General features: G+C 63.3%; 16 protein-coding genes. 1 reads left to right on the forward strand and 15 read right to left on the reverse strand.

Features of this window, described 5'->3' with window-relative positions:
• Positions 1 to 163 precede the first annotated feature (163 nt).
• The 14 genes from FJW04_RS18810 to tssA form a co-directional block, all read right to left on the reverse strand.
• Positions 164 to 1,183, reverse strand: a complete 1,020-nt coding sequence (locus FJW04_RS18810) for a DUF2169 domain-containing protein (RefSeq protein WP_140620064.1) — start codon at positions 1,181 to 1,183, stop codon at positions 164 to 166.
• The gene (gene tagF, locus FJW04_RS18815; RefSeq protein ID WP_140715972.1) at positions 1,183 to 1,725 is read right to left on the reverse strand and encodes a type VI secretion system-associated protein TagF; all 543 of its coding nucleotides are present in this window, start codon (positions 1,723 to 1,725) and stop codon (positions 1,183 to 1,185) included. The genes FJW04_RS18810 and tagF overlap by 1 nt, the downstream gene beginning before the upstream one ends.
• The gene (gene tssM / locus FJW04_RS18820) at positions 1,707 to 5,249 is read right to left on the reverse strand and encodes a type VI secretion system membrane subunit TssM (protein ID WP_140715974.1); all 3,543 of its coding nucleotides are present in this window, start codon (positions 5,247 to 5,249) and stop codon (positions 1,707 to 1,709) included. Before tssM ends, tagF begins: the two co-directional genes overlap by 19 nt.
• A 1-nt stretch (position 5,250) precedes the next feature.
• A complete protein-coding gene (gene tssL / locus FJW04_RS18825; RefSeq protein ID WP_140715976.1) occupies positions 5,251 to 6,579 on the reverse strand; it encodes a type VI secretion system protein TssL, long form in 1,329 nt (442 codons plus the stop codon).
• Positions 6,579 to 7,913, reverse strand: a complete 1,335-nt coding sequence (gene tssK / locus FJW04_RS18830; protein WP_140661232.1) for a type VI secretion system baseplate subunit TssK — start codon at positions 7,911 to 7,913, stop codon at positions 6,579 to 6,581. Before tssK ends, tssL begins: the two co-directional genes overlap by 1 nt.
• Positions 7,914 to 7,952: 39 nt before the next feature.
• Positions 7,953 to 8,405 (reverse strand): type VI secretion system lipoprotein TssJ, encoded by a 453-nt coding sequence (tssJ, locus tag FJW04_RS18835; protein ID WP_140715978.1) that lies wholly within the window; start codon positions 8,403 to 8,405, stop codon positions 7,953 to 7,955.
• 3 nt (positions 8,406 to 8,408) lie between these two features.
• Positions 8,409 to 9,866, reverse strand: a complete 1,458-nt coding sequence (gene tagH, locus FJW04_RS18840; protein WP_140715980.1) for a type VI secretion system-associated FHA domain protein TagH — start codon at positions 9,864 to 9,866, stop codon at positions 8,409 to 8,411.
• Complete coding sequence (gene tssG, locus FJW04_RS18845) at positions 9,863 to 10,930, reverse strand: type VI secretion system baseplate subunit TssG (protein WP_140620051.1); 1,068 nt, start codon at positions 10,928 to 10,930, stop codon at positions 9,863 to 9,865. The genes tagH and tssG overlap by 4 nt, the downstream gene beginning before the upstream one ends.
• The gene (gene tssF, locus FJW04_RS18850) at positions 10,894 to 12,768 is read right to left on the reverse strand and encodes a type VI secretion system baseplate subunit TssF (protein ID WP_140715982.1); all 1,875 of its coding nucleotides are present in this window, start codon (positions 12,766 to 12,768) and stop codon (positions 10,894 to 10,896) included. The genes tssG and tssF overlap by 37 nt, the downstream gene beginning before the upstream one ends.
• A gap of 1 nt (position 12,769) precedes the next feature.
• On the reverse strand, positions 12,770 to 13,522 hold the full coding sequence (tssE, locus tag FJW04_RS18855) for a type VI secretion system baseplate subunit TssE (RefSeq protein WP_140620047.1): 753 nt from the start codon (positions 13,520 to 13,522) through the stop codon (positions 12,770 to 12,772).
• Positions 13,509 to 13,958: an Hcp family type VI secretion system effector gene (locus FJW04_RS18860; RefSeq protein ID WP_181166515.1), complete on the reverse strand. Its 450-nt coding sequence runs from the start codon at positions 13,956 to 13,958 to the stop codon at positions 13,509 to 13,511. Before FJW04_RS18860 ends, tssE begins: the two co-directional genes overlap by 14 nt.
• 84 nt (positions 13,959 to 14,042) lie before the next feature.
• Positions 14,043 to 15,548 carry a type VI secretion system contractile sheath large subunit gene (gene tssC, locus FJW04_RS18865; RefSeq protein WP_140620043.1) on the reverse strand — a complete coding sequence of 502 codons (1,506 nt, stop codon included), beginning with the start codon at positions 15,546 to 15,548 and terminating at the stop codon, positions 14,043 to 14,045.
• A gap of 3 nt (positions 15,549 to 15,551) precedes the next feature.
• Positions 15,552 to 16,088 (reverse strand): type VI secretion system contractile sheath small subunit, encoded by a 537-nt coding sequence (gene tssB, locus FJW04_RS18870; protein WP_140620028.1) that lies wholly within the window; start codon positions 16,086 to 16,088, stop codon positions 15,552 to 15,554.
• A gap of 5 nt (positions 16,089 to 16,093) precedes the next feature.
• Complete coding sequence (gene tssA / locus FJW04_RS18875; protein WP_140715984.1) at positions 16,094 to 17,269, reverse strand: type VI secretion system protein TssA; 1,176 nt, start codon at positions 17,267 to 17,269, stop codon at positions 16,094 to 16,096.
• 324 nt (positions 17,270 to 17,593) lie between these two features.
• On the opposite strand from tssA, the gene tssH reads away from it, so the two are divergent.
• Positions 17,594 to 20,332, forward strand: a complete 2,739-nt coding sequence (tssH, locus tag FJW04_RS18880; protein ID WP_140715986.1) for a type VI secretion system ATPase TssH — start codon at positions 17,594 to 17,596, stop codon at positions 20,330 to 20,332.
• Between the two features lie 630 nt (positions 20,333 to 20,962).
• On the opposite strand, the gene FJW04_RS18890 is transcribed toward tssH, so the two are convergent.
• A complete protein-coding gene (locus tag FJW04_RS18890) occupies positions 20,963 to 23,611 on the reverse strand; it encodes an autotransporter (RefSeq protein WP_246673899.1) in 2,649 nt (882 codons plus the stop codon).
• Positions 23,612 to 23,751 lie beyond the last annotated feature (140 nt).

The raw sequence follows: 23,751 nt of genomic DNA on the forward strand, positions 1-23,751 counted from the left end.
ACGAAGAACGGATGCTCGGAAATTCCTGATATCCCCGCCCTCACCGCCGCCGCCGCGCTTTCTGGGCGCAGGCCAACCGGAGTCCGCGCTGCAAGGCCTGCCAGCCAAATTGGCCTCCGAGGGAAATAAGCTGCGAGGCTTGGCGGGGACATCGTCAATACCATCACATCAGCTTTTTCAGGCGGACAGTGGTTTGATCAAGATAGTCGATGTCCTTGTTGCATACGAGCCAACTTTGCCAGGCAATAACCACGCGCGGGGCATCCGGCTCTAGGATCACGGTTGCCAGCGTGCCCCGAGTATGAATCGTCTCGCGTTTAATGCGGGTGGTGAAGCCGAAGACCATTCGCGGCAGATGGAAGCGTATCGGGCCGTTGGGCGAGAGATTGATGATGTGGACGGGCTCGCCGCCGCGCAGGTAGCCGGCTACTTGTTGATCAGGCGGCGCACAGCAATAGTAGTGGGCATCGAGATCTTCCGCCCAGAGCGGGAAGCGAGTTTTCTGCCAGGCCTCATCATAGGTTCCGGCGAGTTCCCGGCGTGGTGACCAATGACAGGCCACGGCGTTGAAGCCAGCCGGTGCCGGGCGACTGGCGACGGACGAGACCAGGTTTGCAGGATCTTCTATGTTGGGGAGCGGTCGCCCGAGACAGCCATTTGGGTTGGAGATGAAGCCCTGCCCAACCGGATTCCTGGCTTCCAGTCGATGATCCTTCGGATTGCTGGCAGTACGATCCCAGCCACCGAAAGCGCGCTCATACTGAATCGGCATCGTGACGAACGGATCAGGGCTCGCAATAACGCGCTGTCCGGCAAGGTTCACGGTCCACCAGCGATTGCCGAAAACCTGCAGGCGCTTTTGCACCGGACCAACCTGAAATCCAACGTCGAGCTCCGTGGTCGGTCTACCATTCGGTGACCAGGCGGTGCCGTTGACGAGCACGTCAGTGCACGGCTTCACCCCAAAAAAATCGGCCTCATAGATCAGGCTTTTCTCATAGTCGCCGTCGAGGGGCTGCCCCTGTATAAACGGTGACACCTGATCGTCCGAGGGTCGCGTCCTTCCGTCCGGCAGTATATCGAAAGTGGCCTTCACACAGACTAGCCAGATCTTGTTTGCGGCCTTGTCCTGAACCCAGCTGCCCATAGCCGGGAATCCTGTGGTGTTGGAGACCTCCCACATCAGCCGGTCTTCCAGCTGCAGGCCAGCACCTGCTCGAGCCCGGGCCGCGGCGCTTGTCTGTCGACGTCGAAAATGTCCGTGTATGTGGTCCACATGACAAGATCGTCGATGAGATCGTCATTCTGTTCGATCAGCGGTACGGGCAGGGCTGCAAGCCGGGCGTCCAATTCGTCCGGTGTCAGCTCCCCCCGTTGCGCCGCAAAGGCCGCTTCCTCGATACTGTCGAACCAGGTGTCCGCGTAAGCCAGCTGAAGCGGAGCCGCGGCAAGCTGCGCCACGACGGTCAGCGGGAATTGCCTGCCAACCCCGTCGGCGCTCTGCAGGACGACGCCCGCCGAGGCGCCGAAGCAAGCGGGGCCAGCGAGAAAGCGAAGCGCCTTATCGTGCGGCCAGGCTTCCGAGCCAAACATCGGCACGATGTGCTGCGCCAGCCAGCGGTCCCATGTGCGCACAAAATCGCCAGGCAGCCGCCGGGTCACGAAATCGCCGGTGGTGGGCATCTTGCCGTAGAAGCCGGGCACGATCAGATCTGTGGCGGACATGTGAACTTCTTGAACATCTCGAGTGTGTATGGGTTCTCGACACTGGCGGCCTTGAGCTCGAAGTCGGCCCACATCCCCTTCGTGCCGAGCCGCAGACTGTAGACGTCAGTGAGCTTGGTCGCCGCGAAGCGGCCGCCGCGCAGCATTCTGAGCCAGGCCCAGCTGCCGGTTTCGTTGAGCATCACTTCAGGCGAGCCGTCGACCGGCTGGAAGGCAAGCGAGATCACCCCGGTGCCGTCCTTGCCGGGCCACGTCATCGGCTGCGGCCGGGTGGCATTGTTGTAGTAAACGAGGTTCTGGCCATCGAGGTTGAGCGTGACCCGCGCCGCGCCGGGTGCAAGGTCCTTGGGTTCCAGGGTGAAATTCATCACCGGGCCGGTGCCGCCTGGAAACAGGTCGTCGCGGATATGCCTGGCCTGCTCGAAGGCTGCGAGCGCCGCCGGGTCGAGACCGAAATCGGCCCGCCATTTCCACGGCTCGCTGGCGGTGTCGACGTAGTTGATCAGATGGTCGTTGATGAAAGCATCGATCAGGCCCGTCGGCCCGAACAGGCGCTGAAAGTCGCGCACATTAACGTCGACCGCGCTGTCGGCGCTGAATGGATAGCGGTTGTTGAGCGCCGCCTGGCAGAAGGGGAGTATGTCGGCCCGCCAGATGGCATTGAGCTCGTTGGTTACAGCCTTCTGCGACAGGCCACTGGTGTCGCCGGCAATACCGCCCAGCCAGTCGTTGACCGGCGAGGGCAGGATCTGTGCTTGTCTCGCAACCGCGCCCGTCAGTTCGGCAAGGCCGCCCTGCTTCTTGATCGCATCCTGGGGGTTGGGATTGGCGGTGACCGTCTGCAGCACGTTCGACAGCGCGGTCAGGGCCACGATCGCCGCGTCGAGCGCCGGCGGCTGGCCGTCGACCTGTGCGATGGTGCCTTTGAGCGGCTTGAAATGGTCAGCCACCAGGCTGCCGGTCATGTCCACCTGGTTGGCGGAGCCGGCGCGAGGCAGGAGCTTGGCGCCTGAGGTCACCACCTTGCCGAGCTTGCCAAGCTTGCTCAGCAGCTTCGAACCGGTCTTGGCGGCAGCGCCGCTTTGGCCCTCGGCCGGCGCCTCGTCGGAGCGGGTGAGGTCAGTCTCCTGCACCACTGCCGTCAACAGGCGCTTAAGCGCGGAGTCGGCGCTTGACAGATCCTTGAGGTTCTCACTGGCAATGTTGAGATCGGTCAGCGGTGAAAGCCGCATGTCCCGCAGGAAAGAGTCCCACTGCGCGATATAGTCGTCGTAGTAGAGCTTCAGGATGTCCTGGGAGAGGGCCGAGACCGACGTCTCCGAATTCTCCGCGCAGCCGCCGGCAAACACCGCTCGGTCCAACGCGGCCTGGCCGGCGACATCCTCGACTCGGTCGAGGATCGCGTCATGGAACCCGGCATAGGTATAGGGGCCCGGAACGCCAACACGCAGTGTTTTGTCGGAACGGCGCGCAAACACCTTGGCGCCGTTCGGCCCGGCGAAATTGGCCGGCACCCATTCCTTGACGGCTGCTACTTCCGGGTCGGCCAGGAGTTGCCTGTAGGCGCGCTCGGGCAGCGAGATCGTGCACACGGTCTTCAGCGCCTCTGCGACCAGTTGCTTGTCGGGGGCGATGTAGCTGTCATCGACTGCCATGCGGCCGATAGCGGCAAGCTGGTGCTCTTCGGCGTCGGCCGTGGGGAAGGGCGGCGCCGGCGCGAATTGCGGCAGACTGTTCACCCACCAGTTCTGGACGAAATCGGTGTCCATTTGCGACAGGCCAGTCATCATCCGGTACGTCTTCAGCGCGCCAAGCATGAAATCCGGATCGCGGATTTGCCGCCACATCGTAGCCTCGAGCAGGGCGACCATATGCGGCTCGAGCACGTTGCGCAGGGCATGGTCGTATGTATCCGTCTGTGCGCGCATCAACTCCGCCGACGCGGTCGGCCCGAGCAGGTTATGGACGCCGTCTGGCGGCGGCGTTCGTGCCGTCGCGACTGCGCCCATCGCCGCAAGCGCGCCATCCAAGGTCGGCTGCTCGACCGCAGCCGGCATGGCGGCCACCTCGGTGAGCGGCCGCTGTAGGGCTTCGAACTGGCCAGCCTGTTCGGCGATCGCATTGCGGTTGTCGAGGTAGGACCAGGTGAACAGGCCGCCGGCCAGCAGAGCCGCGAGCGCACAGGCGGCGGCAGCCCCGCGCCAGATCCAGGCGCGGCGACGCTGCGCCAGCGGATCGAACGTACCAAGGCCGGCCTCCTTGAAGATAACCTCGGTCAGAAGGTTCCTGAGGAAGAAGCTGCGCCTCTCGACCCGCGCCGCCGGCATGGCGCGGCGCGGCGGCAGGCCGAAGGAGGACGACAACGCCGCGGTCAGCCGGTCGATGGGAGCGCCTTCCTGGGTCGCCGATGTTAGATAAAGGCCGCGCGACCAGGCGGCTTCCTCATAGCGGCTTTCGCCGAATATTGCCTCGATCAATGTCTTGATCGGCTCGCCGAGGCTCGCCAGCTGGGCTGGAAAGCGGAAGATCTCGGCGCGCGAGGCGAGCTTGTCTTCGTCTTCCAGGCGTGGCACCAACCTCCGCTCCAGCTCGGTGGCGAGCCTGGATAGCTCCGCCTGGATCATGCCGGCGTTGACTTGGGCCTCGAGCGGAAAGGTTGTTCCCCATACCTGCTCGCGCGCGCTTGTCGACAAGCCACCGAAGAAGGCTTCGAAGCCTTTGATCAGATCTGCCTTGGTCAGCATCAGGTAGACGGGCAGGCGGATCTCCAGCCGATCATTCAGCTCGGCCAGTCGGCGGCGGATCTTGCGGCCGTGCGCCTTGATCGCTTCCTCGCCCTCCGAGAGCGCGTCGATCGACAGGGCGACAATGACGCCGTTGAGCGCTCGGCGGCCGCGGTGCTTTTTCAAAAGGTCAAGGAAGCCCAGCCATTCCGCGGCATCGACGTCCGGCTGGCTCTCCTGCTGGACGTAGCGGCCTGCGGTGTCGATCAGCACCGCGTTTTCGGAGAAGAACCAGTCACAATTGCGCGTGCCGCCAACGCCTTGCAAATCATCGGTGAGGTCGATCGGAAAATTGAGACCCGATTGGCGCAACGCCGTGGTCTTGCCGGTGGCCGGAGGTCCGACGATCACATACCACGGCATCTCGCGCAGGAACTTGCGTCCGCCGAGCTTGCGCCGCTTGAGCTCGGCCATCACCTCGCCGAATTTGGCGCCGACGGCTGCAACGCTCTCCTCGCCAGGGGTGAGCTGTTTTTCGGCTACGGGAGCTGCGATCTCGGCGACAAACATGCGATTGGCGCGGATGGCGCGCCGTTGCGCGATGATCAGCCAGATCAGCCATAAGATGATCAGTCCGGCGACAATGGCGATGCGCACATTGTCGGATTCGAATGGCGCGTAAGGACCGACCCTTACGATCGGGCCGAACACCCAGATCAACAGCGAAAGCAGTGCAATGCCGATCAGGGTCCACAGAAATCGCGAGGTGACGACCGCCCACAGGAAGCGCAGGATGAACATCTCAGAGCCTCTTCTCGACCAGGACCTCAACGCGCCGGTTGAGCGCGCGGCCCTCGCGCGTCGAGTTGTCGGCCACCGGATCGGTGTCGGCGCGGCCTTCGGAATGGATGCGCGCCTGTGGCACGCCAGCCTGCACCAGGAGGTCCCCTATGGTCTGCGCGCGTGCCTCCGAGAGCCGCTGGTTGCTCGCCAGCGGGTTGGACCGCTGCAGGCGAACATTGTCGGTATGGCCGATGATGGTGATGTTTCCAGTCAGCTCCTGGTTGGCGAGGATCACCTTGGCGATCGAGGCGATCAGCGGCTCATAGCCTTGGGACAGTGTCGGCCGCGAGGACTGGAAGAGCTCTGGGTTGGAGGACTGGATGATCAGCTTGGCCAGCGAGACGCTTTCGGTGCCGCTGAGCGCGCCCTTGAGGCTTGCCGGCGCTTCAGCCTTGAATGCGGGCAAAAGCGCGAAATCGACCGCCTGTGGCGGCTCAGGTTCGGGCGCATCCTGCTTTGGTGCGGCGCGGGTAACGTCCGCGCGAGATGCCGGCGGCAGGGTGCGCACCAGTGCGGACAATTCAACCGCCAGGCTGCTCAAGCTCATCGATAGGCCGATATAAGCGGCGGCGGCGATGGCAATTGCAGCAAGGGCCATCACCCATATCGGGACGATGAAGCGCTGTGGCTCGTCGGAAGCGACTACGCCTTTCCAGTTCGGCGATAGCGGCGCGCCGTCCGCGTCCGCATTGCGCAGGACGCGCGCGGCTGCCACACGCACGCCATTGAGCGAGCGGTCGCCGGCTCGGCCGGGCACCCGATACTTGCCGCGGAAGCCGAGCGCCAGGCAGTAATACTGAAGCTCCAGCATCTCGCGGTCGCGGTTGGGATGGCGCTCCAGCTCGTCAAGGCGGGTGAAAAACTGGGTGCCGGCATCGACGTCCCCACGCAGCATGACCACCAGCGGCTGGCGCGGCCAGGCGCTGGCGCCGCCCCATGGCGTGTTGAGCGCAAGGTCGTCGAGCAATGCCGCCACGGCCCATGCCGCCTGATCGGCGCGCTCCAGCGAGGAGCCCGCTGCCATAACGGCGTCGCGCGCCTGAACCAACTCGTCGAGCAGGCGTGTGCGCATTGCTTCGGGGTTTTCCGGCGCCAGAGCGCTTTCGAGCTCGGGGGCGAATTCGAGCAGTGGCGCGAAGATGTTGATGAGCGGGTTGGGATGGAAGCGCGCCCTCTTGACCGGAGCGCCTGGCGTCAGCGGCGCGAGCGGTCGCGGCGCAACGCCCGCCAGCCTGATGCGCGTGCGCTCGCGATCCTCCGACAGACCGAAAGGATCATCCCGGCTCATCACCTGTTCACCGAATAGCAGTCGACCTGGGGCTCGCTGTCCAGGACACCCGACACCCCAATGACGAATCCGGGCGCGTCCAGCAAGGAGGCCCAATGCTCGCTCTTCTGATCGAGCTCCAGGCACAGCCGGTCGCCATCATAGGGAATCTCGCGTGGCTGCGAATGGAGCGGTTTGAGCGGGATGCCCGGCAGGCGCGACTTCCAAAGCCCTTCGAACTGGTCCGCGGCGCCGACTGTCGCCTGGTTGACGAAGATCTTGCGCAGCGCGTCTTCCGAAAGCTCCGATCCGACGCGGATGACGATCCGGCTGGCGAGCAAAAGCTTGGGGTTGTCGATGCGTACTTTCCAGACATTGGTTGCGTGCCGCATCACCGGCAGCGCGCGCGATTTCGGTTCGATGTAGCGCAGGCTGAGGATGAGCGAACGCAAGGCGTCGGCCAGTGCCATATAGGCGGGGCCGGGGGCCATGTGGTCGTAGGCCGGCAGGTCGCCGAGCCGGCGCGAGCTCGAGCCGTAGGTTGCCATCTCGCCGGCGAGTCCGGCAAGTTCGAGATAGAGTTCGGCGGGATGAAAGACATCCTGCGCCAGCATATGGGCAAGGCGCGGGCGAGCGGCATTGGCCAGGTGCAGCATCAAGAGGTCTTCGACGCTACGGCCGGCGCCGCCCATCACCATCTTGCCATGCGCTTCGCCGATCTGCTCGAGGCCGGTGACGACCTCCTGCAGCAATTGCCTGTACCAGTGGACGGCGCCGGTGATCAGCGTCGGCGGCAGGAACGTCTCGTCGAGCGAGATGCCGCCGTCGGCGCGTACACCTTTTATGTCGGCGATCGGCAAGGCGGTATAGCCGCCGACCGATTTTCCGGGCGCAAGCAGCGCCGCTTGCGGCCTTGCGATCTCGATCTCCTCGGGATCGCCGCCAATTTGGACGGCATCGCGCACCGATACGATCTTGCCGTGGTAACGCGCGCCCGTCGAGGCCGCATGCGCCGGGTCGAATCCCACGCCTCCGGGGGGCTCGAGCGGCAGTGCGACCAGCACCGGCCCGGCGCCCGTGTCGGGCGTGACCGGTAGCGGCTTCGGCGCATCCATCAGGTCGGGAATGGAAAAAGGCGTGCCGTCCGGGAAAATGCCCCGGGCGGACACGATCGAAACCTGACCGGCGTCGAGCAGCGACTGGTCGAGGGCCAGTTGCTGGAACCCGAAAGTATGGAGCTGGCCGGCCCGCAATGCGCCGCGCACCATGCCTTCGAAGAACCGATCCTGCTGCTGGAAGTGTTGGGTCCTGAGAAACAGGCCCTCCGACCACAGCACCCTGTTTGCATCGCTCATGCCGCTACTTTCTGCATGCAACTATATGCTGCCTTACCGCTAGGCGGAAATGCCGCCCTTGCCCAGGCTGACGTTGACGGTGAATTTCGACCCTGGCGACACCGACTTGGTGGTGCGCCAGTTGCGTCCGCCTGGCTCGCGGATCAGCGCCACGAAGCCGAGCGCCGTCGCATTCGGCTCGACCGTGATGGTCTTGGCCACCGTTTTGCCAGGCGCAACCGAGATCGCGTCGGAGCCGATGAGGTCGGCACCGAGGGCCGAGCCCGCGTCGCCCTGCAGCGCGAAATAGTCGGCCGAGTTGAACTTGCCGGTGCTGGCAAGCCGCATCACCAGCACCGTTACCGGCCGATCGCCGCCGCCCGGCCCTGGATTCATCCCCGCACCGCCGGTCACATTGACGGAGATAACCGATGGTTTCGGCGGGCCGCTCTGGCAAGCCGCAAGTAGCCCCGCAGCGCCGAGGGCAACGACGAATTCGCGTCTGTCGATCATGTTCTACTCCTCCTCATATGCGTCCCTGAAGTCTGCGCCGATCTCGCCCAGGAAACTCGATTCGGCACTCTGGGCGATGTCGCGATGGCGTCTCTGATAGAGCTCCCACAGCTTGGCGTTGCGCCCGCCCGAGAGCAGATTGCTGATGGCGGAATTGGATTTGAGCTCTTCTTCGATGGCGGCTGGATCAAAACGGTCGATCATGCGCCGAAGTGCCGCCTGAACGCCCCGCCAGGCGCGTACGTGATGCTGTGCAAGGTCCTTCACCGCGTCGCTGATCGCCGCCTCGCCTGAGAGAAAGCCCGGGCTGCGTTCGGAGATGATGGTGACGACGACATCCTCGACCGTGGGCAGGAATTTAAGCGGATTGACCTCGGAGGCGCCGACCACAGTCTGGGCGACGCGCGCGCTTCCCTTCTCCTCGGCGCGTTTGCGCAGCAGCTGCATCAGGCCATCCAGCATCAGCCGGTATTCACGCCCGAATTTTTCCATTTCGGCGATCGCATCGCGCCCGGGAAAATCAGCCTCCTCGACGCCTATGCCGCGCAAGAACGCGGCACGAAGCGCCATATCGCTTGGCGCTGGCTGCGCAGCGGGCGCCGGCTTCGACGCTGGCGCGGCGCGGCGCGGCGCCGGCGATGCGGCTGCCTGCACCGGCATGTCCCAAGGATTGTCGGCGCGCGGCTTTTCAACCTGGTGCCGGGCACGTCCTGCCGGATCAGCGCCGTTGGTGACAGGCGGCGTTGCGGGGGGCCCGAAACTGAAATCGTCATCGAAGCTGGCCGGCTTCGCCGGCTGCCAGGACGCATCGTTGCGCGAAGACATGTCACCCAGCCCAAACGGATCCGGCTGACCCGCAGCCGGGCCGTCACCGGCCTGCGGCGTGGCCACAGGATCGAGGCTGAACGGGTCATCGAAGGCAGGCGAACTGCGCTGGTTCGATGCGCGATCGTAAGCCGCAGGGACAGGCTGCTCGAACGGGTTTGGCAGATCCGCCGGGCGGGGCTTGCGCGGTTCTTCCTCGATCTTGACCGAGAAGAAGTCATCGCCGCCGATGCTGGCCGGCGTTCGTGCTCCCGGAGGCGACCACGCCGGTATGGGATGGCTGGCGGCCGGGGCCAGGCCGACTGCGGTCTGGCTCATTTTGGACTGAACCTCGACGTGAAACACGTAGTCGCCCATGCGCAGCCGCATGCCGTTCTTCAGCCGCATCGACCTGCCAGGTCCAAGAGGGCTGTCGGCTTCATCGACGAACAATCCGCTGCTCGATGTGTCGGTCACGAAATAGCCGTCCCGGTCGCCCTTGATCGTGCAATGCGCGCGCGAGACGAACATGTCCGGGTCGTCGATCTGCCAGCCCGCATCGGCGCTGCGCCCGATCACCAACTCGCCCTCCTCCAGCCGGCTCTGCCGGACGACTTGCGAGCGGGGGCCCTGTTCCAGGGTCAGCAGCAGGCTCATGCGGCCGCCTCCGGCATTTCCGGCCGCCAGCCGACGATAGTGTGCAATCTCAGATCGTCGGCGTCGCCCATACTTGCGGGCCGATCCAGCCAGGCCGTGCGGCCAAGCTGGACGGTCCCGACCCGGGGCGGCGGTACAGCATCGCGCGCCAGCACGATGCGCAAATCGACATCGAGCGCCTCGCCGATCATATCGCGCACCGCCTTCTTGAACAGGCCGAGACGCCGCTCGCCAGGCAAGAACGACTTGAACTCGTCGAGGCTCAACGGACCGACGCGCAATTCGATCCTGCTCTGGCGGCTGAACACCCGCGGCCCGATCGTCGCGCCGCGTCCAAGTCCGGCATAGGCCTTGCCGAGACGCGTCTGCAATGCCATTGGAATGGTGATCCAGGCGGCAACGAACTCCTTGATCCGCACCGGAACCTTGAAGGCGGTCGCAAGGAACAAAGTAAGCCGCTCCACGCCGTCGACCTGACTGGCCAGCGACCCAGCCTGTCGCAGTCGCACAGCGTCGAGTTCGGGATCCTGCGTGCCGGGCAGGCCGATGCCGGACATGGCCTCCAGCATGGCGCGAACGCGCCCGCCGACGGAACGCTCGACCTGCACCGCTGGATGCGCGTCGGCCCAGGCGCGGTAGTAGAGCGCCATCATGCGGTGCTGCAGGATGTTGACGAAATCGACGAAAGTCGTGTCGCTGGTCTGCTCGGCATCGGCTCCGGTGAACCAGCGCTGCGAAAGCCGGTCGAGCACCCAGCGCGTCAGATGCAGCGGCATCGGTCCTTCCGGTCCAAGCAGCCCCAGATTGGCGACGGTCACCCTTGCCAGGGCCTTGTCCCCGCCCTCCTGGAACTTGACGACGTCGCGCGCCGAGAAGCTCAGATGCACATGCTGGCCCAGCCTCGCCGGCTCGCGCTCGGCCGTTCCGGAATGGCCGAACAACCCGCGGCGCTGCTCCAGCCGTCGCAGCAACTCGAAAAAGTCGAAGTCCTCCGACAACATTTCGGCGGCGACCGTTGCGGGCTGCGCTAGATCAGGTAGCGATTGCCGGGCGTCATCGGCCATGGCACATCCTCCTGCTTCTGCAGCAACCGCGTACGGGTCCGCACAAAACCGTTTATCCCCGCATGGCGGGCGAACAGCCGCGAAAGCAGGGCCGAAAGCAGCAGTGAGCTTTGCCCCGCCAGCACGGACTGGTCGACATGCAGCGTTACCTCGGTGCCGCGTCCAAAACACATTGGCCCGTCAATTTGCAGCCTCTCAATCACCGGGCGCGAATCAATGCGCACGATCGAATGCACGTTGCGGGCAAGGGCCGGATCGCCCCGATCGGCATAGAGGTCGAGCAAGGCATGCAGCGGATCGACTCCCCGGCCTTCCTTGGCAAGGCTGAGGAAGTTGAGCGAGAGCTGGGCCACCAGACGCCAGGCGAGATTGTCGGCGCGCGATTCGCCTTCAGCGCCGCCCGGCAGGGATGCCGGGATCGCCGGCTGCGGCGGCCGCAGCGCTCCAAGCAAGCGAACCGCTTCGACTGGATCTGCCGTCTCCAGCGTCAGCGTCGGCGTGTCGTCCAGGATCGGCAGGTCGCGATTGGTGCAAAGCGCCACGATGCCGAGACGCTTGAGCAGCCGGTTTGGCACGCTTCCTGCCGGCCGCGAGACGGCGATAAAGACGTCGTCGCCGGTGTAGGAGGTGCGGGTCAGGCCGTCGCGCCGCTCGTCCTCGGTGGCCCGGCGCGGACGCCGCTCGGTCGAATAGACCCAGCCGCTGCCGCGGTTCTGCCCCAGGCTGAACAATTCGGGAATCGTCGCCTCGCTGCTTTCGGCGTCGGCATCCTCGACTTGTGTGACCCGAAAGATCTCGAAATCCCGCGCCCGGGTGCGGTCGGCATGCAGCACCTGACGCGTTTTGCGCGGATCGATTTCGATGTCGTTGCATTCGCATTCGAAGAGATTGATGACCGGCGTCACGAACAACTCGAAATCGGCAGCCGTCACATCGGCGAGTTCTGGCACCGCACGCCGGAACAGGAAGATGATCTCGATCGCCGCCTCGCATGTGCGCACCACCGGCTGGAGGCCAGCAACCCGTACGTAATGGAAGCGCTCCGGGATCATAAAATATTCGCGCAGCAGCCGGTAGCCCTCGAAGGTCGTACGAGTTCGTGGCATCAACGCTTCGTCGTCGCGAATGCCTATCATTTCGGGCTCGGGCAGCGCTGATAGCGGATTGGCCTTGCCCTGGGCGCGCGCGCCGAGCGCCGAGCAGGCGCCGAAGATTGCATCGAAAAGCACCGGCGCCTTGGCGCGCCCGGCGAAATAAAGGTCGAGACGGTCGAGCGACAAGTCGCTGAGCTTTCCTTTTCCTGTCCGGGCGAGCGTTACCCGGAACGCCGCCTCGGCGCGCACGCCGCCGATCGGCGCGATTGCGGCGGCGGCGAGCGCGCTGCGATCCTGGAGATAGCTGACCGAGGTGACGGCGATCGGCCACAGCGTCACCTCCTGCGCGGTGGTAAAGGTGGAGCGTGTCGAAAGCCCTGGATGCAGGGCAGAGACCAGCCGTGTGCCGCGCGCGATGGCGTGACCTGCGAGCATCGACTGCACTTGCTGGCCGGGTTTTAGGACCGCCATCGCCGTCGCCGGCGCCGGCGCGACCAGATCGGGATAAAGCACATCGAGCACTGCGCGCGAGAAGCGCGAGCGCTCCGCGTCGACCTTCAGACGGGTCCGCGCCGCCAGGAAGGCGACGCCGTCGAGCAGCCGTTCGACATAAGGGTCGGGACATGGGACCGTGTCGAGGGAAAGATTGCGGGCGACCGCCGGATGCATGTCTGCGAATTCCGCCGCCAGGGCGCGGATATGGGTCAGTTCCTCTTCGTAATACTCCACAAAGATCCGATCCATCTCAGGTCTCCCTGAATTCGGTTCGTGCCAGCCCGTTGTCGAGATTGATCGTGGTGCGCAGCCGCATACGCTCCGGTGTGGGGGCCATGATCAGCACCGCGTCGATCTCGATCTTCAGGCCGATGTTTTTGTCGCCGAGCGTGACGTTGACGATCGTGGCACTCTCCTTCAGGCGCGGCTCGAAGGTGGCCAGCACCGCGCGGATCTCTCGTGCCAGCGAATCGCGGTCGAAATCCCGCGACGAACGGCCGGAAAAAGAGGGCACCCCGAAATTGACCACGCTTCGGCGCACCTGCGGAAAGTCAGTGAGCGAGGGCAGTTCGTCCAGGGGCTGTTCGTGTTCGGCGTCGGAGAGCATCGGTACGGATTCGAAGCGCTCGGTGTTGAACAGGGCCTCGATGTCGCGGCGCACGGCCTCTCTCAACACGCGTGCCGAAACGACCACGCCGCGGCCTTCGATCTCGGCGCGATGCTGGCTCTGGAAGACCAGCCGGTGCAGGCGCCGTTTTTGCTCGGATGTGAGTTCGGCGTCGGCGTCGATAGCGCGTGCGCTGCCGGCAAGAAGACCCTCGACGCGCTCGGCGCCGAGTTCTTCATCCAAGAGACGGCGCAGCCCCTCGATCTCCGACGTCAGCCCAGGCAAGTCGTTGACGAGGCGATCCCAAAGGGAAGGCTGGACCGCCTCGCGCCTTGCCCGCGAACTGCCGCCAGGCTGCGCTCTCGCGCCAGGCCGCCTGGTCTCACTTGCCGACATAAACGTCCATTTCGATCTCGTCGTCCTTGTCGTAGACGAACTTGATCTTCTTGTAGGCGAAGCTGACTTCTTCCTCGATCAGGTCCGCCTCGTCGGGAGCCTGCCGCATGTCGTATTCCATGATCGACGCGTCGGTGAGCGTCACAACCAGATAGTCGCTGGTCTCGCCGTCAATGGTGCGCCGTGCCGAAAACACCACCTCGTCGAGCGCCTTGTTCTCGAACAACGCCTTCTTCAGATATGGCGACGACTTGTCGTAGTGCTTGAAGAACTTGATCATTCCCATCGACACACGGCCGCGTCGCGAAAGCGAATTCGGATCATAAGGCGCCATCATCTTGTAATCGACGCCATGCACTTCGATCTCGTCTTCATGCCCGTCGCGCTTGCTGGGCCCCTTGATGTCGGGAACTTTCAAAAAACCATCAATCTTCATTGAAGGAGCATCGCTTCTGTCTGTGGTCGGCATTGTCTTTCTCCACCGCTTTCAAATGAAACAGGATGATGACTTCGCTGCGCTTCAGCCCTTCACGGACGGCAGTTCCGACACCAACCGCAGCGAGGCGTTGATGCCCTCCAACTGGTAATGCGGACGCAGATAGAAACGGGCGTTGTAGTAACCGGGTCTGCCTTCGACGCTGTCGACCTGAACCTCGGCCGCGGCAAGCGGTCGCTTGGCTCGCGCCTTGTCGTCGGCAAAGGCGGGATTGGCCAGCACGTAGCGGTTGATCCATTCGGTCAACCATGTCTCCATGTCGGTGCGTTCCTTGAACGAGCCGATTTTGTCGCGCGCGATCGCCTTGAGGTAATGCGCAAAACGCGAGACCGGGAAGAGATAGGGCAGGTTGGCGCTCAGCCTTTCGTTCGACTGGGCGTCGGGGTCGACCAGACGCCCGGCACGCGTCTCGTCGTCCTGAAGCGAGTGCGCCCCGATGAAGGCTGCGAGATCGGTGTTCTTGCGGTGCAAGATCGGCATCAGGCCGAGCTTCGCCAGTTCCGCCTCACGCCGGTCGTCGATGGCAACTTCGGTCGGGCATTTCATCGCAATCGAACCGTCGTCCGTCGGGAAAGCGTGCACCGGCAGGTTGAGCACCGTGCCGCCATTCTCGACGCCGCGGATCTGCGTTCCCCAGCCATAGAGCTTGTGGCTGCGGTTGATGTTCACGCCCATCGGGAAAGCGGCGTTCATCCAGACATATTTGTTGTGGTCGCCGCTTACCTCTTCCTCGAAGGTGAAGCCCTTCACCGGAACGGTCTCCGAGCCGTAGGGCAGGCGTGCCAATACGCGCGGCATGGTTAGGCCGATATAGCGGGCGTCCTCGCTCTCGCGCAGCGACTGCCATGAGGCATAGGCCGGGTTGTTCACGATCATTTGCAGGTCTTGCGGGTTCGGCAGTTCCTGCCAGCTGTCCATCCGAAACAGCCGCGGCGAGGCGGCCGCGATGAAGGGGGTGTGCGCCGAGGCACAGACACCCGAGATGTTGCGCAGCAGGCCGACGTCGCGCGGGTGGTTGGAGAACTCGTAGGCGCCGATGATGCAGCCGATCGGCTCGCCGCCCAGCATCGAGTACTCGTCGGTGTAGACTTTCTTGAAGATTGGGCTCTGGTCCCACATCTGGCCTTCATAGTCTTCCAGCGTGTCGGCCAACTGCTCCTTGGAGATGTTCATCACCCGGATCTTCAGCTTGGTATCCGTCTCGGTGTTGTTGATGAGGTACCAGAGACCCCGCCAAGTGCCCTCCATCTCACGCACTTCGGGGGCATGCAGGATTTCGTTGACCTGCGTCGTCAGCATCTTGTCGATGCCCGCGATCAGCGACTTGATCGACTTGATCGCGTTGGACGAGATGGTCGTCGTCTCGGATCGGGACTGAGCGGCCAGCGCCAGGTTGCGCACCAGTTGCTGCAGCTTCTCGGTGTCGTCCTTCCTGACCTTGAAATCCTTTTCAAGCAGGCCGCTGAATTCACCCAGATCTATGGCCTCCGCCTCGGCGGTTGCGACTGCGGTCTTTTGCTGTTCAGCCATGACTTACTCCTCGCCCTTGCCGTCGGACATCGCCTGGCTGGCGATCTTGCTCAGCAAAGGCTCGTTGTTGAGAAGCTGCGCAATGCGCTTTTCAGCATCGACGCGGCCATCCATGAAGCCCAGCAGTTCCTCGAGTTGCCGCCGCATCTTGAGGATCTCGGCCAGTTGCGGCACCTGCTCGGCGATCTTGTCGGGCGCGAAATCACCCATTTTGGAGAAGGTGAGATCGATCGCCATTTCCTCGTCCCGCTCGGCACCTTCGGCTTGCGGCAACGTGTTCTTCACGCGCGCCTTCACGCGCGGTCCCATCGCTTCCATGAATTTGGGAAAGCGGTTGGCGTCGGTTTCGACGAAATTGCGATCCAGAACCGACTTTGAAGCTTCCTTGGTCTGCGAGGCGCCGGAAAGGTCGGCAATGACAGCCATGACGAACGGCAACTCGATAGTCGTCGGGCTGCCGTAGGTTTCGACGTCATAGGCGATCTGCACGCGCGGGGCGCGGTTTCTTTCGATGACCTTCGCTTTGCTCTCTGCTGGCATGATTGTTACCTTTCATCCTTCTGGGCCGGCTTCTTGGGATCGGGAACACCGGCAAGCAGCCGGAATTCCTTCAGCCCCGACGGGGCGAGATCTTCCATCAGTTCCACGAAATCCATATGCACCATGCGGCGGACGCGCCGGGCGAGATGCGGGATCGGGCTGGACGGCTCGGTGCGATCGTAGAATGCGACCACGAGGTCGAGGCATTTGACGACTTCGTCGCGCGAATTGAGGCGCTCAGGCAGGCCGATGCTGGTTTCCGCCAAGTTTGCCACACTTGCCATCGTCTCGGCTCCATGGCCATTTCGGGTGGGTGTCGATGCCGGTTGAGACGGCTGCGCTGCAGGCTTTGCGGCACCGTTGGCGACCGCGCTGGCACTGGTATTCCACTCCAGCGTCGTCAGCAGTCGCTGCAGGAACTTCTTCAAATCCGGAACGGCTGCACCATTGCCGTCGATGCGGGCATTGAGCGCAGCATCTACCGCCTGCAACGCCGAAATGGCGGCGCGCGCATCGCGCAAAAGCGTCATGATGGCGTCGGCGTCCTGATCGGCCTGCGCCGCGCATCCCGTGCGTACCCGGTTCAGCATCTGGTTGTGGGCCGAAGTCAGCGCCGCCCTTTCGGCCGCCCCCAGGCCGGACGCAGCTTCCTGGAGCATGACGCGCTCGTCGAGCGCGGCCTGTTCGAGGTCTCGCCCGCTGATCGGCCCGATCGCACGCGGTGAGAAGAACACGGTCTGCCTCAGGTTGGCCAGCAGGCCGTCCTGGCCGTTTTGGAGCTCAAGCAGCGCATTGATGCGTCGCAGCGCCGCGTCGCGGCCCGTGGCGGCCGTGCGCAAAGCCGGGTGCATCGTATCCCAATACTGGTCGAACGTCCTTGCGATCAGGTTCAACCCCTGGGCGAGGCCCGCGAGCCTCTCTTCGTTGGCCAGCGCGCGCGTGACGATCACGAGAAGGCGCAAATCCCGGCCCCGCGATTGTAATTCTTCGGCTTTTTGCAGGACGGTCGCCCAGTCGACCGAAATGGTTGACTGCGAAGCCTTGTTGCCGCCCTCGTGAACGACCTTGATCTGTGCTTCCGTCAGCCGCTCCAGCTCGTGAAAAGCCGGGTCGTTGCGCAAATCCACTCCCGACGGGTTGTCACCGTCCAGAGGATTCAGCCAGAGTGCGAGATCAACCACACTTACCCCCCGCAAGCCGCCCCGTGCCCCCCATATGACGTAACGTTATCATCGGTCCCCTGCCACGACAATTGAGCAGATGCTCGAAAACTAACAGAAGCTGAATGCTCAGTTATCTTTCAACGAAACCCATGGGCGATCGGAGGACCCGGTATGCGCAACGTCGTTGGCATCGCAGTGCTGGTTCCTAGCGGGAGTTTGCTAGTCTTGTGTAACGACAAGGTGCCGCCCGAACGGGCCAAAAGGGCCCGCTCGTCACATGGCTTTGTCAAGCAGCCGCTTCTGTGGCAGGGTAGGGTCAGCAGATTTCGGGGGCAGGTTCGAATGGAACAGCGCCGGTCGTCGCAGAGTTTCAAGCGCAAGGAACTCGTTGCGAAGCTCAATCCCACGGGGGTGCGCGCCTTCAAGGCCGCCGCCGACACGGCCAAGTTGCGCGGCAACCCTTATGTCGAACTGGTCCACTTCGTCCAGCAACTGGTGCTATCTGAGCGCTCGGACGTGCAGATGATCGTCGCTAATGCCGGGCTGGATGTCAGCCGGCTGACGGCAGATATGACCCGTGCCGTCGACAAGCTGCCCTATGGCGCGACCTCGCTGGAGGAATTCTCCGATCACATCTTCCACGCCATCCAGGAAGGCTGGAACCTGGCCACACTGGAATTTGGGGTCGAGGAGGTGCGCAGCGCGCATATTCTTCTGGCATGCCTGAAGACACCGGTGCTGGACGGTCTAGTTTCGAAGATCAGCGCTGAATTCGACAAGATCGACGCGGATGGGGTTATCGCCCGCTTTTCGGATGTGGTCGAAGGCTCTCTCGAAGCCGGCTCACCGCCTGCCGCAGTTGCCGCCGAAACGTCGATGAATCGGGGCCGGGGGGGCGACTCGGCACTCGCCAAATACGCCACCGACCTCACCCAGCGCGCCCGCGACGGCAAGATCGATCCGGTCGTCGGACGCGATGCGGAGATCCGCCAGATCATCGACATCCTGATGCGGCGCCGGCAAAACAACCCGATCTTGACCGGCGAGGCGGGTGTCGGCAAAACGGCGGTCGTCGAGGGCTTTGCCTTGCGCATTGCCCAAGGCGACGTGCCGCCGGCGCTTCAGAACGTCAGCGTACGCATGCTCGATGTGGGGCTGATGCAGGCGGGCGCCAGCGTCAAGGGCGAGTTCGAAAAGCGGCTGAAGGCCGTCATCGACGAGGTCCAGCAGTCAGAGATCCCGCTCATCCTGTTCATCGACGAAGCCCACACGCTGATCGGCGCCGGTGGCGCGGCGGGAACCGGCGACGCCGCCAATCTCCTCAAACCCGCTCTGGCGCGCGGCGAGCTTCGCACCATCGCCGCCACGACCTGGGCCGAATACAAGCAGCACATCGAGAAGGACCCGGCGCTGACCCGTCGGTTCCAGGTCGTCAAGATCGACGAGCCTTCCGAAACGGTCGCCGTATTGATGTTGCGCGGTGTCGCCGGCGTTCTCGAGCAGCACCACCAGGTGCAGATCCTCGACGAGGCGATCGAGGCCTCGGTTTCGCTTTCGCACCGTTATATCGCGGCCAGGCAGTTGCCCGACAAGGCGGTCAGCCTACTTGACACCGCCTGCGCGCGCGTTGCCATCTCGCAGCACGCGACGCCTGCCGAGGTCGAGGACATTCTGCGCCGTCGCCAGGCGCTCGAGGTCGAGGAAGGGATCATCTCCCGCGAGGCGGCGATCGGCATCGACGTGACCGACAGACAGGCGCGCGTAAAGGCCGGGTTGGCGGAAGCCGAGACCGCGCTTGCGGCAGCGCAAGAGCGCTGGGACCGAGAGAAGGCGCTTGTGAGCGCGATTCTCGATCTGCGCGCCAAACTCCGTGGCGAGGGCATGCCCCTTGAGGCGCAGGAAAGCGGGGAAGCTCCGGGGCAAGCTGTCGACGCGCCAGCGGGCGAGGCGCCTAGGACACAGGCTGCCCACGAGCCTGCTCCTGCGCCCGATACCGCCGCTGATCTGGCGCGGCTTCGCGAATTGATGGCGGAACTCGCCGCAGCGCAGGGCGAGACGCCGTTGATCCTGCCCTCGGTGGACCGTAACGCGGTGGCGGCGGTTGTCCAGGACTGGACCGGCATTCCGACCGGAAGGATGCTGTCCAGCCAGACCGAGAAAGCGCTCAAGCTCGCGGCTACCTTGTCCGAGCGCGTGGTCGGTCAGGACCATGCGATGGAGATGATCGCGCGGCGCGTGCAGACCAGCCGCGCCGGTCTCGGCGCACCGGAAAAGCCGGTCGGCGTGTTCCTGCTTTGCGGCCCCTCGGGCGTCGGCAAGACCGAGACAGCCCTGGCGCTGGCCGAGACGCTCTATGGCGGAGAGCAGAACCTGATTTCAATCAACATGTCGGAGTTCCAGGAGGCGCATACGGTCTCGACGCTGAAGGGCGCGCCGCCCGGTTATGTCGGCTATGGCAAGGGCGGCATCCTGACCGAGGCCGTGCGGCGCAAGCCCTATTCGGTGATTCTGCTCGATGAGGTCGAGAAGGCGCATCCCGACGTGCACGAGATCTTCTTCCAGGTCTTTGACAAGGGAATGATGGACGATAGCGAAGGGCGCAGGATCGACTTCAAGAACACGCTGATCCTGCTCACCTCGAATGTCGGTTCCGAGGTCATCATGGACCGCACGAGGAACGGCACCCTGCGCACCGGCATCGACGATCTGGACACTGCTTTGCGCGGTCCGCTGCTGAAAGTGTTTCCGGCCGCTTTCCTCGGCCGCGTGGTGACAATCCCTTACTACCCGCTTTCGGACACGATGATCGAGGCGATCACCACACACCAGTTCGGCAAGATCGCGCGGCGTCTCAAAGCCAGCAACCAAGCAGAGTTGGTGATCGGCGAGGGTGTCATGGACATGGTCAAGGCGCGCTGCACCGAGATCGAATCTGGTGGGCGCATGATCGACGCCATTCTCACCAACACGCTGCTGCCGGAACTCAGCCGCAGCGTGCTCAATCGCACGCTCGAGGGCAAGAAGATGACAAAAGTCATCGTCGGCGCCTCGGCGCAAGGATTTACCTACTTGTTCGAATAGAGCCCGAGATGGGATTCGCGGTCACGCATTCGCGCAATCTAAGATCTTGAAGCACAATGCATGGACGGACGCCGTTAATCAACGCACCTTCGCCGCCAATCGGAGCTCTGCGTGGTCCGCAAATGACGCGCAGCCGCAGAGAGCGTGCCGTGCTTGGCGACCGCGAGCACAAATCTGAAATCATCCCAGTTCAATGTGCCCGCCACCTTTGCGGCTTGGACTGTCGGCTCGCATCCCGGCCGAAACGGCGTCTCATTCGTCAGGCGAGCCTCAGCCCAATTCCTCTCCGCACTGTCACAGAATCAACGAACAAAGGAGCGCCATCCGTAACTCGTATCGTATGATGTTCGTTCTCTGGATCGACGCTAGACAAATACGCTCACCCTTGAGCAGTGCTGGACCAGCGTTCACTCTCGACGGACGCGCTCGAACCATGGGGGCCGTCCTCTCCCTCCAACGCGTAAGCGCCCGGCTGATCCCTGCGCCTTCACCCGGGTGCGACACCGCAGGCCGAGCAATCGGTTCGCGCGGCTCAATGAGCAGTGGGAGGTGGCGATCTGGTAGCAGTGGCGAAATGCTGGCGCGAATGCGCGCGCCGCGCCAACTCATTCGGATCGCAGAGTCACGCGACTAGAAGGCGACCTTCAGTCCGAGCTTGGCGCCCATAGTGGAACTGTCGGACGACACCTTACCACGGACTTCGCCGTTGACGGTCGTCAACTCCGAGACCTTCAGGTTGAAGCCGGCCGACAGCGCCGCGGAAAAATCGGCATCCTCAAAGGAGATCGTCCTGGTGTCGATTTCGGTCGTGTTCTTGTAACCGAAACGCTGCTGCAATTCGGCCCGTGCATAGGGGCTGAACACCATCCCGTTGCTTAGCTTGTAGTCGCCATAGATCCCAGGCTCGATCTTAAACGCGCCAAAGGAAAGCCGGCTCTTGCCGAACTGGTTACCGCCGCTGTCGGTAAAGGAATCGCCGCGGAATGACACGCCAAGCAGGCCACCACGCAGGTCGAAACGGGTGCGCTCGCCCAAGGTGAAGATGTGGCCGACCGATCCCGTAACCGCATAGCCCTCGGTGTCATAGCTGCCTGTGGTGCCGAGCACGCCGTTGGTCACGTCGCTTCCGCCGAAGAAACCGGAGGCGGAGACCAGGGCGTAATTGGCGTCCTTGCGCAACAGCGCGTAGCCGCCGAACATGCCGGCCTTGTTGGTGCCCTCGCCTATGGCGTCAAATCCACGGAACGCGCCAAGGTTGACGTCTGTCGAGGCATAGCCGGCGAAAATACCGATGTTGAGACCATACTCATTGTCGAACTGGAAATGCTTGGCGGCATTGAAATCCAGGCTGATCGCGGCCGAAAAATCATTGGCATCGAAGCTCGGACCGGGGCCATTCAAACCGCCGCCACTGATAGTGTAGCCGTCATGCTCGCTATGAGCGAATTGGCCGGAGGCAAAGACGCCGAAGCTGGACGAAACCGGCACCATTCCGGATCCCGATGCGGGCGAAAGGGGGAGGTCAGCATCGATCGCGTCGCGGTTTATGCCGTAGAGAGCATCGATTGCCACCGTGACCGCCCCGGCGTTGGTGGCGCTGATCGGCGCCGCCGCAATACCGAAATTGGCCGGCGTTGCGCGCAGGAACAAGCCCCCATTCGGGCCAGTGACGATCGCATAGGTGAAAAGTGAGCCCAGGGTGCCTGGAGTGCCTTGGATGTTGAAAATCCCGGCGATCGGCCCGCCGGTCGAGACGATGATCGGAATATCGGTCGCCTGCGTGAATTGGGGCGTGCCCAGCAGGTTGACGATGATGGTGTTGACCCCGGTGGCCGAAAATGCGTTGGCGACGAGTTGATCCGACTGCAGCGTCTGTTGATTGATGTCGAGGCCGATGCTTGCTCCATTGAGGGTGAGGCCGCCCAGCGTCAACACGTCATCGGCGGCACCGTCCGTCAGGTTGATCAGCGAATTCGTCGCGATGATCGAACCTGGCATAGTGACGTTGCCGTTGATGAACAGCGTCGAGCCGTTGCCGAGATTGAGTTGGTTGATGCCTTGCGTGCCACCGCTGAAACGGAGCGTGGAATGGTCGGCGGAGAAACTATCGAACCCTGCGAAATTCTGGCTTTTGCCGCCGGCAGCAAGGTCGGTATCGGTGACGGTGCCATTGGCATTGGTTCCACTGAAAAGAACGTGATCGCTCAGATTGAGCGGATCGACCGCGCCGGATCCGTTGATGATCAGCGTGTCGGGTCCAAGGCCAGTGATGTCACCGCCGATGGTTCCGCCGGAGAGCTGGACGTGGTCTGCGTCGATGCCACCCATGATGGTGCCGCCGGAAACCGAAACTTGGTCGAACCCGGCTCCGCCGCTGACATTGCCGTCGACGGTGCCACCAGATACCGTGATCGTATCATTGCCTGCGTCTCCGGTCACGGCGCTGTGGACCGTGCCACCGCTGATAGCCAGCGTGTCGTTGCCATCGTCACCGCTCAGACTAGCGTCGAGGACGCTCCCGGTCATGGTGAAGTGGTCGTCGCCGTCGCCAAGCCCGATGGCACCTCCTCCTTCCGAATCGCCGTGAATAATGGCGCCCTTCTTGATGGTGACGCTGTCGGCGCCGCCATTTGTCAAAACAGAACCCGCGACAATGCCGCCGTCGCCATCGGCCAAGCTTGTATCGTGTCCTATGATGATGGTGTCGGCGCCATCGCCACCGATGACTGAGCCGCCAATTTCACCGCCGGTCAACTCCAGCGAATTGTTGCCTTCGCCAAGGGAGACGCTCAGAATGGTGCCGCTGTGGATGGTGACCGTGTCATCGCCCGCACCAGTGTCGAGATTGGCATCGACTTGCGGCGCAAACGGCTCACTGTTGAAAACCCCATCGGACATGTCGAACCGGTCGTTGCCGCCAAGGAGTTGAATGGTCCCCGTGCCCGGCTGCAAGGAGGTCGTTACCTCCGAGCTTATCGGCGGCAGGCCACTTACGCTGGGTGTCGCCGTACTGTTGTTCAGGATGCCGCCAACGATGTTCACAACGTCGTCGCCATTGCCGTCATAGTCGTTGACGATGACAGTCGACGAACTGTTGTCTTGCCCTTGGTAACCCTCGAACCCCGTCGTGAATACGCCGCCGAAGTCCTGGACAGTTCCGGCTGTGTTGCACGAGGCCGTGACGGACGTCGTTTGGAAGGTCGTTACGGCGGAGACGCCAGACCCGACTGTTGTCGAGGCGCCCTCGGCGGTGGCGGTGCAGGCTGCCGCGCCAGACATTTGGAACGTGGACGCTGCCGCTAACGCAAGCAACGGGACACCCCCCAGTTGATAAACCCTGCGCGGCACTCTCATTCGACCTCACTTACGAGAAATCGATACCGTCACAAATTAGGCTATTAAAATCGCTCGGCGACCCA

This window comes from Mesorhizobium sp. B2-7-3 (assembly GCF_006440715.1).
GTDB lineage: Bacteria > Pseudomonadota > Alphaproteobacteria > Rhizobiales > Rhizobiaceae > Mesorhizobium > Mesorhizobium australicum.